Source organism: Halomonas sp. SpR1 (assembly GCF_031010175.1).
Lineage (GTDB): Bacteria > Pseudomonadota > Gammaproteobacteria > Pseudomonadales > Halomonadaceae > Vreelandella.
This window is the reverse complement of the sequence record NZ_JAUAMB010000040.1, coordinates 1-15,483: the sequence shown is the minus strand read 5'-3', so window position 1 is coordinate 15,483 and position 15,483 is coordinate 1. Positions and strand designations below refer to the sequence as shown.

Genomic DNA, 15,483 nt, shown 5'->3' with positions numbered 1-15,483 from the left:
GCTGATACTAAACACTCATACACGGAGCACATGATGACGAACTCGATTGAAATAGTGACGCCCGATCTCTGCGATGCACATCCAGAAGTGGCAGTACTTGAACCCTTATTTGCCAACTTTGGCGGCCTTGACGCCTTTTATGGCCCTATTCGTACGATAAAGTGCTTTGAAGATAACTCAATGGTGAAGCAAGCTGTCGCCGAGGCGGGTAACGGCGCGGTGCTGGTGGTTGATGCGGGAGGTTCACACCGCTGCGCCATGCTGGGCGATATGCTCGCCGAGCAGGCCGTTGCCAACGGCTGGGCGGGCGTCGTCATGTACGGCTGCGTGCGCGATGTGGATATACTCGCCGCCCTACCGATCGGGGTTCAGGCCCTGGGCAGCCACCCGCGTAAAAGTGAAAAACGCGGCGAAGGACAGCGTGATATTGATGTCACCTTTGCCGGCGTCACCCTGCAGCCCGGCCAGTGGCTGTATGCCGATAACAACGGCATCATCGTTGCTCAGCATGAGCTGCCGCTTTCTTAGCCATGTACTGCTAATAACTATACTATCGGGCGTTCTGCACATATTGGTGTCGAGGGCAGGTTTCCGGCCCGTTACCAACTCTCTGTAACAGCAGCCATTTTCCACTGCGTTAGCCCGGATTTGCGTCTAATACTCTTGCCAGGTGTGGCGGTTACTGCCACCCTGGGAGCTCATTCTTACCGTTTAATGACGATGCAGCCTTTGACCTACCTTGGCTCCGCCTTATTGCGCACGTTGCGCGATCATCTTCGCCCACTGATCGCCTACCACCTGTTTTTTACCCTGCTCGCCTCAGCCCTGCTGCTGCCAGCGATCACCTGGGTAACGCGCTGGCTACTGGCCCAACTCAATCGTACCGTGGTCACCAACGATGAATTAATCGCGCTACTCTTCAGCCCGCTGGGTCTGGTAGGCATGCTAGTGGGGCTGGGGTTCGCCTTTTTGATTATTTACTGGCAGCAGGCAGGCATGCTGCAGGTGGCCGTCAGACCCCGTGATAATCACTATCGGCTGGCCCTTGAAGCGCTATGGCTGAGCACCCGTCGGCTGCCTGCCCTGGCCGGCCTGGTGATACTCCAGGTAGGCACCCACTTGTTGCTGCTGGCCCCTTTTATGGCTGCACTCGCCTGGCTTTACGAGTTGTGGCTAAGCGGCATAGACCCCTACTATCTACAGCGCGTGCGCCCTCCCGCACTGTGGTATTTCATTGCCTGCGCACTGCCACTGGTTATTGGCTGGGTATGGGCAGCGTCATGGCTCTACCTGCGCTGGCTGCTGGCACTGCCCCTCGTTGCCCTGGAGAGCCGTGGCCCCTGGCAGGCGCTCAGGCGCAGCGTTAGCTTAACCCGTGGTTGGCGTCGCTCCATTGGCGCTGCAGTGCTTCTACTATTGGTGCTGATTGTCAGCCTGCCGCTACTCGCTACTCTGTTGTTTGATCGGCTGTTTACGCCGCTACTGTGGTGGCTACCTGAGCATAATGCCGTGCTTATCCCGGCGATGCTCGCATACCTAATCGGCTATGTGCTGGTTACCCTGGCCATTACCTTTGTCGGCATTGCCGCCAATGCGCTGCTGTCCGCCTGTCTATATATGCAATTGGCTCACCGCGAAACTCGCCCAGCGCCTCCTCCAGAGGACATCAATGCGGGCAAACTGGCCTGGGCGGTAGAACTGAGCGTCCTTATTTTTGCCGGCCTTCAAGCATGGTGGATTCTCAATAGCTTTGAGATACGTGACAACGTCGCGGTGATTGCCCACCGAGGCAGCTCCATGGTCGCGCCAGAAAACACGCTGGCCGCATTAGAACAATCACTGATCGATGGTGTTGACTATGTCGAAATTGACGTGCGCTTGAGCAGCGACCAGCAGGTAATGCTCTACCATGATCGCAGTATGGCGCGACTGACAGGCGATAACCGCGAGTTTGGGGAGCTGACCCGGGATCAACTTAGCCAATTCGATGTAGGCAGTTGGTTTGGCGATGCTTTTCAAGGCGAGAATATTCCCGGCTTGGATGAGGCTCTCGAAAGAGTTCGTGGCAAAGCGGGGCTAATGATCGATATTAAGCCTCTGCCTGGGCAAGATCAGGCGCTAGTCGATGCTGTCATCGATGCCTTAAATGCAGAGAGTGACGTGCGCTATCGCTGCTGGGCGACCCAACAAAGCGCTTTCGACGGCTATACAGCGTGCGGTTTCCCCAATGCGCTCCTAGACATGCGTATGGCAACCATGTCGCCTTCATTGCTTAAATATATTAAAGCCCAAGCGCCAGAACTTCGCGTGACCTTGCTGGCCCAGCTGATTCTACCCGGCACACTAAACCGGCGCGATTTTGACGCATTAGGGCTGCGGCATAACCGTATCACGGAAGGGGAAATTCGCTTAGCGCGTCTATATGGCTACGAGATACACGCCTGGACCGTCAATGATCGGGCTCGCATGTCGACGCTAATCGATCTGGGTGTCGATGCCATCATCACCGACTACCCAGATCGTTTAACCGAGCTCATTCAAGATCGACGTGAATTAAGCGACGGGGCGCTGATGTTGGTGAAGTTGCGCAACTGGCTGCGCCAATAAGCGCTCACTTAATCGCCCATTACCACACCTTCGCGACGCGGGTCAGCGCCACCAAACAGGGTGCCATCGTCAAGGCGCATAATGGCCTGGAGGCCACTGGTTAACTCCCGTTCGCTTACCGTGTGACCACGCTCGCGCAGTGATTCGATGGTCGCCTCTGGAAAACGCCCCTCTTCCACATAGACGTCCCCACCTAGGGTAATAGCATGGGGAAGGTCGAGCGCTTCCTGAGCACTCAGCCCCCAGTCGCGCAGCGCTACTAACGTGCGGGCAGTATAATGGATTATGGCAGCACCACCCGGCGAGCCAAGACTTGCCACTAACTCACCAGTGTCCCGATCGAATACCAGGGTCGGGCTCATGCTGGAGCGTGGGCGCTTGCCAGGCTCAACCCGGTTAGCTACTGGCTCGCCATCTACTTCAGGCACAAACGAGAAATCGGTAAGCTCATTGTTGAGCAGGAACCCACCCGCCAAACCAGTGCCACCATCGGACATAATCCGCGAGCCAAATGCCTGCTCGATGGTGGTGGTCATGGCAATCGCGTTGCCCTCCTCATCGACAATACTGATATGGCTGGTGCCGTACTCGGGCTGCTCGGGCTGGCTCGCCCAGCTAACCTCAAGCTCGCCTGGGTTACCCGGTTCAGCGCTATCGCCCATACTCATCTCTTCGATAAGCGCACTGCGCTGCTCCAGGTACTCAGGTGCCAGCATCAGTGACCAATCGCCACCCGGCGCCTCGACAAAGTCGGGGTCGGCAATGTAACGACCACGGTCAGCAAATGCCAAGCGCGAGGCTTCTAAAAACTGATGCAGCCATCCACTGCTTGACACACCATTATCTAACGGGGCTTCAAGCAGCGGCTGCTGATCGAGCATACCTAAAATTTGCATCACGGTCAGATGACCCGACGAGGGCGGCGGGAAGCCGCATACTTCCCACTGTTGCCAAGGTGTGCATAGCGGCTCGCGAGTAAGCGCTTCGTAGCCGCTCATATCCTCAAGGGTCAAACTGCCCGGGCGCTCAGGGTAGTTTTGCACTCGCTCAACGATATCTTCGGCCACTGTGCCTCCATGCAAGGCGGCGCTACCTTGCTCGGCAACTTGGCGAAAAACCGCGGCCAAAGCCGGATTTTTGAGCGTTTCGCCAACGGCAATAGGCTCACCGTCCGCATCATAATAGAACTGGCTCGCTAGCGGGTCTTGGCGTAGAAACTCATCGTTTGCCAAGCTGGTATGCAACCGACTGCTAACCGCAAACCCCTCCTCGGCCAGAGTGATTGCCGGGGTAAATAGCTCGGCCCACTCCAGCTCACCATGTTCCGCGTGGGCCTTCTCGAGCATTCTAAGCGTACCCGGCACGCCTACGGAGAGTCCGCTAACCACTGCATCATTAAACGGCAGCGGCTCGCCCTCTTGCATAAACAGTTCGCCGTTAACGTCTTGAGGCGCCGTCTCACGTCCATCGTAGGCACGAACCTCGTCGCCGTCGTAGTGCATCAAAAAAGCACCGCCGCCAATACCGCTCGATTGCGGCTCCACCAGGTTCAACACCATTTGCACCGCGATGGCGGCATCAATAGCGTTACCGCCGGCCTTCAGCACCTGGTAACCGGCATCCGTAGCTAGGGGGTTGGCTGCTGCCACCGCAAACGACTCAGCCTCCCAGCCCGGTTTCTCTTCATATCCAGACTCGCTTTCCGGCGAAATGGAAGGCGTCTCATAGCTAAACCCCCAGCTATATAAGGGTGCCACCAGCAAAACAGGTAGCGCGAACTTAACTGACTTTGGGGACATCTCAGCGCTCTCCGCGACAAATTAAAAACCACTACAGAAGAGTAGCCTATAAAAACAACGACGCCCGGCACAATGGCCGGGCGTAAATTAGTCAAAATAAATATAACTACTCGATTTTTTGCCCTGCGAGCATAAACCAGGTTTCCAATACCGCGTCGGGATTGAGTGATACAGAGTCAATGCCCTGCTCCATCAACCATTTAGCCAGATCAGGATGGTCTGACGGCCCCTGCCCACAGATACCGACATATTTGCCCTTCGCCTTACAGGCTTGAATGGCCATGGCGAGGAGCTTTTTAACCGCTCCATTACGCTCATCAAACAGATGCGCCACAATACCCGAGTCACGATCCAAACCTAGCGTTAGCTGGGTTAGGTCGTTTGAACCGATTGAGAAACCGTCAAAATACTCCAGAAACTCATCGGCGAGTAAAGCGTTTGCTGGCAGCTCGCACATCATAATCACTTTCAAGCCTGTGGGGCCGCCGCGCTCCAGGCCGTTCGCGGCCAGTAGCTCCACTACTTCACGCGCTTCGTCGGTGGTACGCACAAAGGGCACCATGATTTCGATATTCTCGAAACCCATCTCTTCACGCACCCGCTTCAGCGCCCGACACTCAAGCTCAAAGCAGGGCCGGAATGCCTCTGAAATGTAGCGCGATGCGCCCCGGAAACCGAGCATGGGGTTCTCTTCACCCGGCTCATAAAGCTTGCCGCCAATCAGGTTTTCGTATTCGTTTGATTTAAAATCGGACAGCCGCACGATGACGCGCTGAGGGTGGAACGCCGCCGCCAGCGTGGAGATACCTTCGACCAATTTATCGACATAGAAACTGACTGGGTCGGTGTAACCCGCGGTACGTAAATCGATCACCTGCTGCAAGTCTACCGGAAGCGTGTCGTACTCCAGCAGTGCTTTGGGATGGACGCCGATCATGCGGTTAATGATAAATTCGAGTCGCGCCAGACCCACGCCTGCGTGGGGCAAACTGGCGAAGCCGAAGGCACGATCAGGGTTACCCACATTCATCATGATTTTGAAGGGGATTTCCGGCATCGCATCAACGCTGGAGACTTTGCAATCGAACTCCAACAGACCTTCATAGACATTGCCGGTGTCGCCTTCCGCACAAGAGACCGTGACGTCGATGCCCTCTTTTAACTGGGTCGTTGCATCGCCACAGCCGACCACTGCGGGGATGCCCAGCTCACGGGCAATGATCGCCGCGTGGCAGGTACGTCCGCCGCGATTGGTGACGATCGCGGAGGCCCGCTTCATGATCGGTTCCCAATCCGGGTCAGTCATATCGGTGACCAGGATATCGCCATCATGAATCTTATCCATGTCGTCAGGGCTGAGCACGACTTTAACGGTACCGCGGCCAATGCGCTGACCAATCGCCCGGCCGGTTATTAAAGTGCGGCCCTTTTCACGCAGCTGGAAACGTTCAAGCTTGCCCCCCTCCTGCTGGGAGACCACCGTTTCAGGGCGCGCCTGCACGATGTAAAGCTCACCGTCATCGCCATCCAACGCCCACTCAATATCCATGGGCCGCTGATAGTGTTGTTCAATGGTCATCGCCTGGCGGGCCAGATCCATCACCTGTTGATCATTGATACAGAAGCGGCCCCGGTCGCTATGGGGCACATCGACGGTTTCAACCGATTTACCGGCGCTGGCGTCCTGACCGTAAACCATCTTGATCAGTTTGGAACCCAAGTTACGGCGCAGTACCGCCGGGCGCCCCGCCGCCAGGGTAGGCTTGTGCACGTAGAACTCGTCGGGATTGACGGCCCCCTGCACGACGGTTTCACCCAGGCCCCAGGAGCCTGTGACAAACACGGCATCTTTAAAGCCGGATTCGGTATCGAGGGTAAACATAACGCCTGCCGCACCGGTCTCTGAGCGCACCATTTTTTGTACGCCGGCCGACAAGGCGACATTTTCGTGGGCGTAGCCACGGTGCACCCGGTAGGAGATCGCACGATCATTAAATAGCGAGGCGAAGACTTCATGCACTGCGCGCTTGATATTGTCGAAGCCTTCGATATTCAGGAAGGTTTCCTGCTGGCCCGCGAAGGAGGCATCGGGCAGATCCTCGGCTGTGGCTGAGCTGCGCACGGCTACTTTCAGTTGCGGATGCTGTTGCTGCAATTGGCCGTAGGCTTCACGCAGAGCTGCTTCGAAGCTGGGGGGTAGCGGCGTGTCGATGATCCACTGGCGTATGTTGCTGCCCGCCTCGGCCAGCGCTTTAACGTCGTCGACGTCCAGGCGAGCCAGGGTGGCATTAATGCGCTCGTTTAACCCTTCGTGGGAGAGGAATTCACGGTAAGCGTGGGCGGTAGTAGCAAAACCGCCGGGAACCGTTACACCGGCACCGGACAGGTTGGAGATCATTTCACCCAGCGAGGCGTTCTTACCACCTACGCGTTCGACGTCCGCCATGCCAAGCTGATCGAACCACAGAATGTACTCTTCCACGTAACCCCCTCACTCATAGATATCGGCATGACCACTGATATGGGCATTAATGCCGTGGATCATGGATAATTCACTGGGCTACCCTAGCACCGCGTCAATATATTCGCCATTGGTCTAATAGCGAAGAGAGTGGAGGATTTTTACAACAGCAGGGCTTTTTGGGCTATTTATGTAGTCAGGCGCATGTCGCGCTGAAATACCAAGCGGTGATGATACGTTGTGCTGACAAACGGCTCGGCTCACAATAGCCGGATCAATCACCAGTGGATTTTGTCATGAAACGTACGGCTTTTTTTATTTCAGACGGTACCGGCATCACGGCGGAAAGTTTAGGACGTAGCTTGCTGGCCCAGTTCAGCGATGTTGAGATCGATATGCAGACCAAGCCGTATATCGATACGCTGGAAAAAGCTCAGGCGTTAGCCGCGGTGATTGAGTCAACGGCCAACCGCGACGGCAACCGCCCGATCATTATCGACACCATCGTGGATCAACAAATCCGTGACGTTATTCGGCAGGCGACCGGGTTTAAAGTCGACATTTTTTCTACTTTCCTGGAGCCCCTGGAGCAGGAGTTAGAGACCCACTCCTCTTACAGCGTTGGACGCACGCACTCGATTGGCAGCGATGACGTCTATATGGATCGTATCCACTCCGTGCACTTCGCGCTGGATAATGATGACGGTGCACGCACCCACCAGTACGATAAAGCGGATATCATTCTGGTCGGCGTTTCACGCTGTGGTAAAACACCTACCTCGCTCTATCTGGCCCTTCAGTTTGGCATTCGGGCAGCTAACTACCCGCTAACAGAAGATGATTTAGACGAAGATGGGATGCTCAAGCTACCCAAGGCACTCGCGCCCCACCGCAACAAACTGTTTGGCTTGACCATTGATGCGCGACGCTTATCCGCGATTCGCAACGAGAGACGCCCGAATAGTCGCTATAGCTCGATGGATCAGTGCTTACAGGAAGTGGAGCAGGCAGAGTCACTCTACCGCACTATGCACATTCCTTTTATTGACGCAACGCGCTTCTCGGTTGAAGAGATTTCGACGCGGATGATTGCCGAAACCGGCTTAGCGAGGCGTTTCTCGCCCCGCTAAGCGTAAAAAAACACCACAAGCCCTCAGCGGATTACATCCCCTTGGGGGCAAAAATCCCCGGCGCGTTGCGCCAGTAGCCTTTGTAATCCATACCAAAGCCAAACACGTAGCGGTCGGCAACTTCCAGGCTGCAGTAGTCGGCTTTTAAACCGGGCACTGCCTTGCGGTTGTGCTGTTTATCCACCAGCACCGCCGTGGTGACACTGGCGGCCTGGGCTTCTTTGCAGTATGCCAAAATCGCCGCCAGAGTCGCGCCCTCATCCAGAATATCGTCAACGATAACAACATGACGACCGGCCATCGGCACTTCCGGGGAAACGCGCCAAAATAGCTCGCCGCCACGCAACTCGTTGCGGTAGCGGGTGGCATGCAGATAATCCACTTCCAGCGGGAAGCCCAGACGAGTAAGCAGATGACCTGTGGTAATCAGGCCTCCATTCATCACGCAGTAAAAAACCGGCAGCTTATCGCCTAAATCTCGAGTAATCGCTTCCGCCATACGATCAAGCGCCCGCTCGACCTCTTGCTGGGAAATCAAGCAATCGGCGTTATCCATCAGTTCGCGCATTGAGTCCAAGGACTCTAAGGCTTCTTTATCCAGCTTTGACATCTACCACTCCACGGCGGGTTAACGGCTTCATTTATTTAGGCAAAGGACTTATTCAGCGCTTGATTTGGGCTTATCAGCCAGCGCTTCCAGCTTAGCGTGAGTACGACGCCAACGGCCCAGTGCACTCAGCGCGTCCAGGTCTGGCCGAGCACGGCTATAACGCAGTTTGGCGGGGCGCTTGGTATTGATTCCCTGGCAGGCGTTCATAACTTCAAGCGCGGCAGCTCGGTCGTTACATACCAGCAGCATATCGCAACCGGCTGCCAGCGCTGCCTGGGCACGGGCTTTGGGGTCTCCCGCCTCGTGGGCGCCCGCCATACTCAGGTCATCAGAGAAAACGCAGCCTTTGAAGCCTAGCGACTCCCGAAGCATGCCCAACCAAGTGGGAGAAAACCCCGCAGGGCGCGTATCGAAAGCGCTATAAATAACGTGCGCAGGCATAACGCCATCCAGCTGTGAGGCTAACTGGGTAAAAGGCACAAGATCGTGCTGTTTAATCACGTCTAGCGGACGGTCATCGACCGGTAATGCAACGTGAGAGTCCGCCGCAACGCCGCCATGACCGGGGAAATGCTTACCCACAGCGGCCATACCGGCATCGTGAAGCCCTTGAATAAAGGCGCTGCCTAGCTTGGCAACGTGCTGGGGGTCGCTACTAAAACTACGATCACCAATAACACTGGATAGCCCGCTCTCAACGTCCAATACCGGCGCGAAGCTCAGATCCAGCCCGCAGGCGGCCATCTCCATCCCCAATAGCCAGCCGGCGTCTTTGGCTAACAACACCCCCTCATCCGGGGTAGCGAGATAGCACTCGCCTATACGTGCCATGGCAGGCAGGCGAGTTAAGCCCTCTTTAATGCGCTGAACACGGCCGCCCTCTTGATCAACGGCGAGCAATAAATCAGCACGAACGCGGCGTATATCGCTACAAAGCTGGCGCACCTGATAGCCATTCTCGACATTGCGGGCAAACAGAATAACACCCCCGACCGTCGGTTCTAGCAGCAAGCGCTTCTCTGCAGCCGTCAATTTTGGGCCTTCAAGGTCAAGCATGACCGGGCCTAACGGTTGAGTCATCGTGATTGATCCATTAAAAGGGGCGATGATTCTAGACGATCGTCTAGCGGTGTCAAAATCTGATTAATCGAAGGATTGACGGCCACCGTGCAACCAAACAGGAGTGCCCGGCAAAGCTAACGAATAAACGTAGAGCAAATCACTATTGCGTAAACGAATACAGCCATGGGAGGCGGCGACCCCCATGGGTTCGTCAGGTGGCGTGCCGTGAAGGTAAATATAGCGCCGCTGCGAGTCCACCTGCCCACCGCGGTTCACGCCCTTTTCCAGCCCACACAGCCACAGGATGCGGGTCAAAATCCAGTCACGCTCTGGGTGCGCTTCGGCGAGTGCGGAGGAAAAGGTTTCGCCCGTCCAGCGACGGCCTCGGAAAACCGCATTTTCGGGCATATCTTCACCGATGGCGGCGCGCACATAGTGCCAGCCATGAGGCGTTTTACCGCTACCATTGCGCTCTCCACTACCGGCAGCAGCGGATGAGATGGCACACTCATGTAGCACTTTCGGGCCTCGCCAACAGCGCAGCTGCTGTTGAGTGGTATCAACCTCCAGCCAAATATTTTCAGTCGGCGGTAGTTCAGCTAGCGTGGGCGTTCGCATGTTTTCCTTCTTCAGGTTTGGCTGCTTCGAGGGTCATGGGCAACGGCGCATTCATGGCAGCTACCACTACCGGAAGCAACCGCCTGACCAAATCTCGCACAGAGACCTGTTCGTGGTAATCCTTCTCGGCGATATCGCGTAGCGCATCAAGGCCAGACAGCGTAAATATTACCGTTCCTAGCATAAAGTGTAGCCGCCAAAAGCGCTCCGCATCGGGTAGATCCGGTGTCGCCTTACGAACAAGCTCTGTAAAGCGCGTAAACACATCACCATACTCTTGCTGGATATAGCGTCTGAGGTGCCCCTGGGCCTGGCTGTAGGCTAGGCCGAGCAGGCGCATAAACACTTTTAAGCTATTACGCTCGGCTGGCACCGCAAGAACGGTCGTAGCCATCGTTTCGAGCAGTGTCTCAAGCGGAATCACACGCCCGGTGTGTTGGCCTTCAAGCTCATCCAGCGCCGTATGAAAACGCTGAGTAAACGGATCCAGATAGCGGGCAAAAACAGCCTGAATCAGGGCTTTTTTGGAGCCAAAATGGTAATTAACCGCGGCTAGGTTAACCCGCGCTTTGCTGGTGATGTTGCGCAGCGAAGTCTCGGCAAAACCCCGCTCTGCAAACAGCACCTCGGCGGTATCGAGTATACGGGTCACCGTATCAGATTGAGCCATGTCGCTCTCCAGGGAAACAGGTGTTTAAAACATAGCAAAATACTATGCCATAACGTAGGCGGGCTCAACGCTTGATTTATTGACAAAATGTGGCGCGTTAAATAAGCAGAAACTTAGTTTTAAACGATTAGGAAAATTGTATGGACATCGGCAATAGGCAGCAACAAGGCATATACTGGACAGAGGAACATACTGTATACTTAAACACTTATTGATTAAGTCGCCATTTAACTTGTTACTGTCTATTCACTATTTATGGAGTCTGGTATGTCGCGTCCGCTAACCGCTCGCCAACAGCACGTGTTTGATTTTATCGTTAAGACGATGGGCGAATTTGGCTACCCTCCTACCCGTGCCGAGATTGCCAAAGCACTTGGCTTCCGCTCCCCCAACGCGGCTGAAGAGCACCTGCGCGCGCTGGAGCGAAAAGGGGTTATTCGCATTATCCGCAATACTTCGCGCGGAATACGGTTGCCCAACCAGGAACCTCAGGACATTCCGGATAGCGCAGTCACCACGTTACCTGCTGCCAACGTTGAGGCGCTGCCGACTGGTCTGCCCGTAATCGGTGAGGTGGCCGCTGGCAGCCCCATTTTAGCCGCTGAACATATTGATCGTTACTGCCCCCTGCCTGCCGAGTACTTCACCCCCAAAGCCGACTACCTGCTGCGTGTACGCGGCCTCTCCATGAAGGATATTGGTATTCTGGAAGGTGATTTATTGGCAGTTCATCGCACCGACAGGGTTCGGGACGGCCAGATTGTGGTTGCCCGCTTGGAGGATGAAGTAACCGTTAAACGCTTTAAGCGCCAGGGCCACCAGGTAACGTTGTTTGCAGAGAACCCTGACTTCGCGCCCATTGAAATCGACCTGCGCTCCCAGTCTCTCGATATCGAAGGCGTTGGTGTCGGAGTGATTCGTGGCGGTAACGGCCAGGCACTCGGCTAGTAACCAAGCTACTGCAGATCGATATAGCGGTGGTCATTGAAAGTGGCCACCCAGTTAGGGTGATAGACCAGCAGGATGCTCATCAGCATGCCGGTGATAAATGCTTCTGAAGGCATTAACAGGGGCAAGAATCGCGCATACTCCTGGGCCAGGTAGATGGCTTCGGGGTCAGTCCCGGCGACGATGATCAGCAGTACCGCTGCCAGCCCTCCCCCCAGCGTTGCCAACGCAGCGCCAAAAAAACCGCAGGCAAACAGAAACACCATCAAGTTATCCGGCAGGCGGCGATCCACCAGCCGCCACACCGTGCCAATGATGGCCGCAGGAACTATCCCGGTCACCAGCACGTTTGCCCCCAGCAACAACCACTCATTACGACCAACCACCACCATGGCAATATTGATCAGCACGTTGCTGACCAATGCTAATGGCGCTTTAAAAACAAGTGTCATTAATACCGTAAAGACAAGGTGCAGCGTAAGCCAATCCACTGCCTGGGCACGCAGCTGCCACATCAGCAGCACTGCCAGCGTGGCGCCTAGCCAGCGGTGCTGAAGCGCCGTATCCGCTATCAACACCTGCCAGGGCCGCCCCCAAAGCGCCCAAGCTAAAACGCCTAGCGAGAGTAGCCAGGTAAGCAGCAGCGCCCAGGGCGCTAAAACACTTTGCGCAAATGACATGGCGGCCTCTCGGGTTGATGGCGTTAGGGAGCCTCTAGCTAAATACCACTGTCTTATTGCCGTGCACCAGCACGCGATCCTCTAAATGCCAACGCAAACCTCTCGCCAACACTGCCTTCTCAACGTCACGACCAAAGCGCACCAAATCAGTCGGAGTATGGCAGTGGCTAACGCGATGAATATCCTGTTCGATGATGGGGCCTGCATCGAGCTCCTCGGTCACATAATGGCAGGTAGCGCCAATCAGTTTAACGCCCCGCTGGTAAGCCTGATGATAGGGCTTAGCCCCGGCAAAAGAGGGCAAAAAGCTGTGGTGAATATTGATCACTCGTCCCGCATAGCGAGCGCACAGCTCGGGGGGCAGAATTTGCATATAGCGTGCCAGCACCACGCAGTCAGCGCGAGCACTATCGATTTCGGACTGCACCTTGGCAAACGACGCTTGCTTATTGTCAGGGTCGACAGGGACATGGTGGTAGGGAATGCCGTACCACTCGGTCAGCGAGCGCATATCGTCATGATTGGAGATAACGCCGACAATATCGCAATCCAGCTCACCCGCCTGCCAGCGGTAAAGCAGATCGACCAGGCAGTGTGACTCCCGCGACACCATCAGCACCACGCGGCGGCGTTGCTGGGTATCCACCAGTGACCACTGCATATTGAATTCGCTGGCTACCGGTGCAAACGCCTCGCGTAGCGCTTCCGCCGACATTCCCACCGAATCCGCCAGAATTTCATAGCGCATAAAAAAGCAGCCGGTTTCTAAATCTGAGTGCTGACTGGCTTCGGTAATGGAGCCGCCCTGCTGGGCAATAAAACTCGACACCCTTGCAACAATGCCCACCCGATCAGGACAGGAAACCACTAAACGATAATAATGAGACATGTGAGCTACTCTTGACCTATTTCTGAGGTAATTATGACAAACCAGCGGCTTAGGCCTCATATTGTATCGGAAGGCCAAGGATGATTGTTAGCCGCCCCTGCCTTCCCGTATAGTTAAGTCACTACTTTTTAGGTTTTTCATAACAGATGCATTCACCACGCGTTCAAATTCGTCCCCGCCGTCGTCCACCGCTGCGCATCTTGCCACTGGGAGGATGCGGTGAGATCGGAATGAATCTAACGCTATATGGCTATGACGATCACTGGGTAGCCGTGGACTGCGGCATGATGATTCGTCAGGATCTTCCTAACTCGCCGCTGCAGGTGCCCAATCTCGACACCCCGAAAGCACTGGGAATCGTGCCCAAAGCGCTGTTTATCACCCATGGCCATGAAGACCACATTGGGGCGGTAGCCTGGCTCTGGCCAATGTGGAGCTGCCCTATTTATGCCACCCCGCTAGCGGCTGGGCTGCTGCGACTGAAGTTTGCTGAACACCAGCTTAGCAGCGCGGCAATCCACGTCATTGAACCCGGCGAGGCGCTAGAAAGCGGGCCCTTCACGCTGCGCTATTTGCTTTTAACCCACTCGATTCCCGAAAGCTGTGCGCTGGTAATGATGGCTGGCGGCTATCGCGTTTTACATACTGGCGACTGGAAACTCGACCCTGAACCTATCATCGGCACGCCGATCAATGCGGCCCACTTCAAGGCCCTTGCGCCGGTTGACTTGATAGTAGGCGACTCCACCAACGCCCCCATGCCCGGCCACTCCGGCAGCGAGGGGGATGTCGCCCGAGCATTGGCGAAAACCCTCAGCAATTGCCAGGGGCGCGTGGTGATCTCCTGCTTTGCCAGCAATCTTGCCCGGGTATTAGCCATAGGACGCGCTGCTCATCGATGCGGCCGTCGTATCAGCTTGATGGGACGTTCAATGGAGCGCATGGTCAGCGTCGCCCGGGGGCTCGGCTATATGGATGATCTGCCGCCGCTGGTGCCCAACCACGACCTTGGTTACCTGCCCCCGGATGAAGTAGTGATTATCGCCACCGGCAGTCAGGGCGAACCACGCGCCGCGCTTCAGCGTCTGGCCCAGGGCCGTCACCCTTATGTTGATCTTCAGCCAGGCGATAACGTCATATTCTCGGCCAAAGCCATTCCCGGCAATGAACGTCCCATCGAGCAGCTTAAAAAGCGTTTGGCGCACTTGGGTGTCAGCATCTATGACGAGTTCAATCACCCTGAATTGCATGCTACAGGACATCCTGCTCAGGATGAGCTGATCAAGCTCTATCAGTGGGTCAGGCCCAAGCATCTTATGCCGGTGCATGGCGAAGCTCGCCATCAGCAGGCTCATCAGGCCATTGCCAAGCAGTTGGGTATTAGCGCCCCGCTGACGCCGGTAAACGGCGATCTGATCAGTTTCGATAGCCACGGGCTGCACTGCGAGGCGCGCTATCCGCAGCCGCCCTGCATTGTCAGTCAAAATAGCGTGGTGCCCCACCCTGGTTTGGAGGTGAACGATGCCAATAATAAAGCCCGTCGCGGTAGCTTATACCTAGCGCTGCCGGTGACCGCGACTGACACGGGCTGGGCGCGCATTGGCCGTTTGATGCTGGATGCCGCAAGTGCCAGTCCGCTGGATGAAGATAGCTTTAGCGATTGGTTGGATGATCAGCTTGAGGAGATTGCCGCAGAGACGCTTGCCGACCTGCGCCAGGCATTGCAGCCCCGCTTGGTTCACTGGCTGGCGGAGCATATGCAGCACCTGCCCGACGTGCACCTACAGATTATGGCCGCCGAAATGCCAGACACAGTCATCCTGGACAACGCCGCCAACCGTTAGGAGAAGTGCTCTTGTGAGTAAGGGCAGGTTTCCGCGAGGGCGCTGTAAACCCATATATGGTCTCCTCCCTGCTTGCAAGGCTTCGGTCATCGATGCAGGAACAGGTTGCTGCCATATATCCGGCCTGTGCATGAGGCGTCGTCTCCTGGCGCCTCTGGCCCCGAT

At 55.9% G+C, this 15,483-nt stretch carries 13 protein-coding genes; 5 read left to right on the top strand and 8 right to left on the bottom strand.

The genetic code is table 11. The annotated features are described in order from the left end of the window. Positions 1-30 precede the first annotated feature (30 nt). Both rraA and QT231_RS20680 read left to right on the top strand, forming a co-directional pair. Positions 31-528, top strand: coding sequence for a ribonuclease E activity regulator RraA (rraA, locus tag QT231_RS20685; RefSeq protein ID WP_374694420.1), 498 nt, complete (start codon positions 31-33; stop codon positions 526-528). A 192-nt stretch (positions 529-720) separates the two neighbouring features. Beyond that, complete coding sequence (locus QT231_RS20680) at positions 721-2,607, top strand: glycerophosphodiester phosphodiesterase family protein (protein ID WP_374694419.1); 1,887 nt, start codon at positions 721-723, stop codon at positions 2,605-2,607. A gap of 8 nt (positions 2,608-2,615) precedes the next feature. Here QT231_RS20680 and ggt read toward each other — a convergent pair whose 3' ends face one another. Together ggt and ppsA are read right to left on the bottom strand one after the other, a co-directional pair. Next, positions 2,616-4,406 (bottom strand): gamma-glutamyltransferase, encoded by a 1,791-nt coding sequence (gene ggt / locus QT231_RS20675; RefSeq protein WP_308338694.1) that lies wholly within the window; start codon positions 4,404-4,406, stop codon positions 2,616-2,618. A 106-nt stretch (positions 4,407-4,512) separates the two neighbouring features. After that, positions 4,513-6,888, bottom strand: coding sequence for a phosphoenolpyruvate synthase (ppsA, locus tag QT231_RS20670; RefSeq protein WP_308338693.1), 2,376 nt, complete (start codon positions 6,886-6,888; stop codon positions 4,513-4,515). 275 nt (positions 6,889-7,163) lie between these two features. On the opposite strand from ppsA, the gene QT231_RS20665 reads away from it, so the two are divergent. Next, positions 7,164-7,997, top strand: a complete 834-nt coding sequence (locus QT231_RS20665) for a pyruvate, water dikinase regulatory protein (protein ID WP_308338692.1) — start codon at positions 7,164-7,166, stop codon at positions 7,995-7,997. A gap of 31 nt (positions 7,998-8,028) precedes the next feature. Here the strand turns inward: QT231_RS20665 and QT231_RS20660 are convergent, their stop codons facing one another. The 4 genes from QT231_RS20660 to QT231_RS20645 form a co-directional block, all read right to left on the bottom strand. Then, entirely contained in the window at positions 8,029-8,607 is a 579-nt protein-coding gene (locus QT231_RS20660; RefSeq protein WP_308338691.1) for a hypoxanthine-guanine phosphoribosyltransferase, read from the bottom strand. Positions 8,608-8,655: 48 nt separating this feature from the next. Further along, positions 8,656-9,687: a beta-N-acetylhexosaminidase gene (gene nagZ, locus QT231_RS20655; protein ID WP_308338690.1), complete on the bottom strand. Its 1,032-nt coding sequence runs from the start codon at positions 9,685-9,687 to the stop codon at positions 8,656-8,658. A gap of 63 nt (positions 9,688-9,750) precedes the next feature. Then, positions 9,751-10,287 carry a L,D-transpeptidase gene (locus tag QT231_RS20650; protein ID WP_308338689.1) on the bottom strand — a complete coding sequence of 179 codons (537 nt, stop codon included), beginning with the start codon at positions 10,285-10,287 and terminating at the stop codon, positions 9,751-9,753. Further along, positions 10,265-10,957, bottom strand: a complete 693-nt coding sequence (locus tag QT231_RS20645; protein ID WP_308338688.1) for a TetR/AcrR family transcriptional regulator — start codon at positions 10,955-10,957, stop codon at positions 10,265-10,267. Before QT231_RS20645 ends, QT231_RS20650 begins: the two co-directional genes overlap by 23 nt. A gap of 267 nt (positions 10,958-11,224) precedes the next feature. On the opposite strand from QT231_RS20645, the gene lexA reads away from it, so the two are divergent. Further along, complete coding sequence (lexA, locus tag QT231_RS20640; protein WP_308338687.1) at positions 11,225-11,905, top strand: transcriptional repressor LexA; 681 nt, start codon at positions 11,225-11,227, stop codon at positions 11,903-11,905. Between the two features lie 8 nt (positions 11,906-11,913). On the opposite strand, the gene QT231_RS20635 is transcribed toward lexA, so the two are convergent. Continuing rightward, positions 11,914-12,585 (bottom strand): energy-coupling factor ABC transporter permease, encoded by a 672-nt coding sequence (locus QT231_RS20635; protein ID WP_308338686.1) that lies wholly within the window; start codon positions 12,583-12,585, stop codon positions 11,914-11,916. Between the two features lie 34 nt (positions 12,586-12,619). Continuing rightward, the gene (gene purU, locus QT231_RS20630) at positions 12,620-13,474 is read right to left on the bottom strand and encodes a formyltetrahydrofolate deformylase (protein ID WP_308338685.1); all 855 of its coding nucleotides are present in this window, start codon (positions 13,472-13,474) and stop codon (positions 12,620-12,622) included. 230 nt (positions 13,475-13,704) lie between these two features. Here purU and QT231_RS20625 point away from each other — a divergent pair, with 230 nt between their 5' ends. Further along, positions 13,705-15,318 (top strand): ribonuclease J, encoded by a 1,614-nt coding sequence (locus QT231_RS20625; protein WP_308338684.1) that lies wholly within the window; start codon positions 13,705-13,707, stop codon positions 15,316-15,318. Positions 15,319-15,483 lie beyond the last annotated feature (165 nt).

Coding starts and splice junctions, on each gene's coding strand:
- lexA (WP_308338687.1), top strand. CDS start 11,225: ATGTCGCGTCCGCTAACCGCTCGCCAACAGCACGTGTTTGATTTTATC.
- ggt (WP_308338694.1), bottom strand. CDS start 4,406: ATGTCCCCAAAGTCAGTTAAGTTCGCGCTACCTGTTTTGCTGGTGGCA.
- QT231_RS20680 (WP_374694419.1), top strand. CDS start 721: ATGCAGCCTTTGACCTACCTTGGCTCCGCCTTATTGCGCACGTTGCGC.
- QT231_RS20635 (WP_308338686.1), bottom strand. CDS start 12,585: ATGTCATTTGCGCAAAGTGTTTTAGCGCCCTGGGCGCTGCTGCTTACC.
- QT231_RS20650 (WP_308338689.1), bottom strand. CDS start 10,287: ATGCGAACGCCCACGCTAGCTGAACTACCGCCGACTGAAAATATTTGG.
- QT231_RS20665 (WP_308338692.1), top strand. CDS start 7,164: ATGAAACGTACGGCTTTTTTTATTTCAGACGGTACCGGCATCACGGCG.
- QT231_RS20660 (WP_308338691.1), bottom strand. CDS start 8,607: ATGTCAAAGCTGGATAAAGAAGCCTTAGAGTCCTTGGACTCAATGCGC.
- nagZ (WP_308338690.1), bottom strand. CDS start 9,687: ATGACTCAACCGTTAGGCCCGGTCATGCTTGACCTTGAAGGCCCAAAA.
- rraA (WP_374694420.1), top strand. CDS start 31: ATGATGACGAACTCGATTGAAATAGTGACGCCCGATCTCTGCGATGCA.
- purU (WP_308338685.1), bottom strand. CDS start 13,474: ATGTCTCATTATTATCGTTTAGTGGTTTCCTGTCCTGATCGGGTGGGC.
- QT231_RS20625 (WP_308338684.1), top strand. CDS start 13,705: ATGAATCTAACGCTATATGGCTATGACGATCACTGGGTAGCCGTGGAC.
- QT231_RS20645 (WP_308338688.1), bottom strand. CDS start 10,957: ATGGCTCAATCTGATACGGTGACCCGTATACTCGATACCGCCGAGGTG.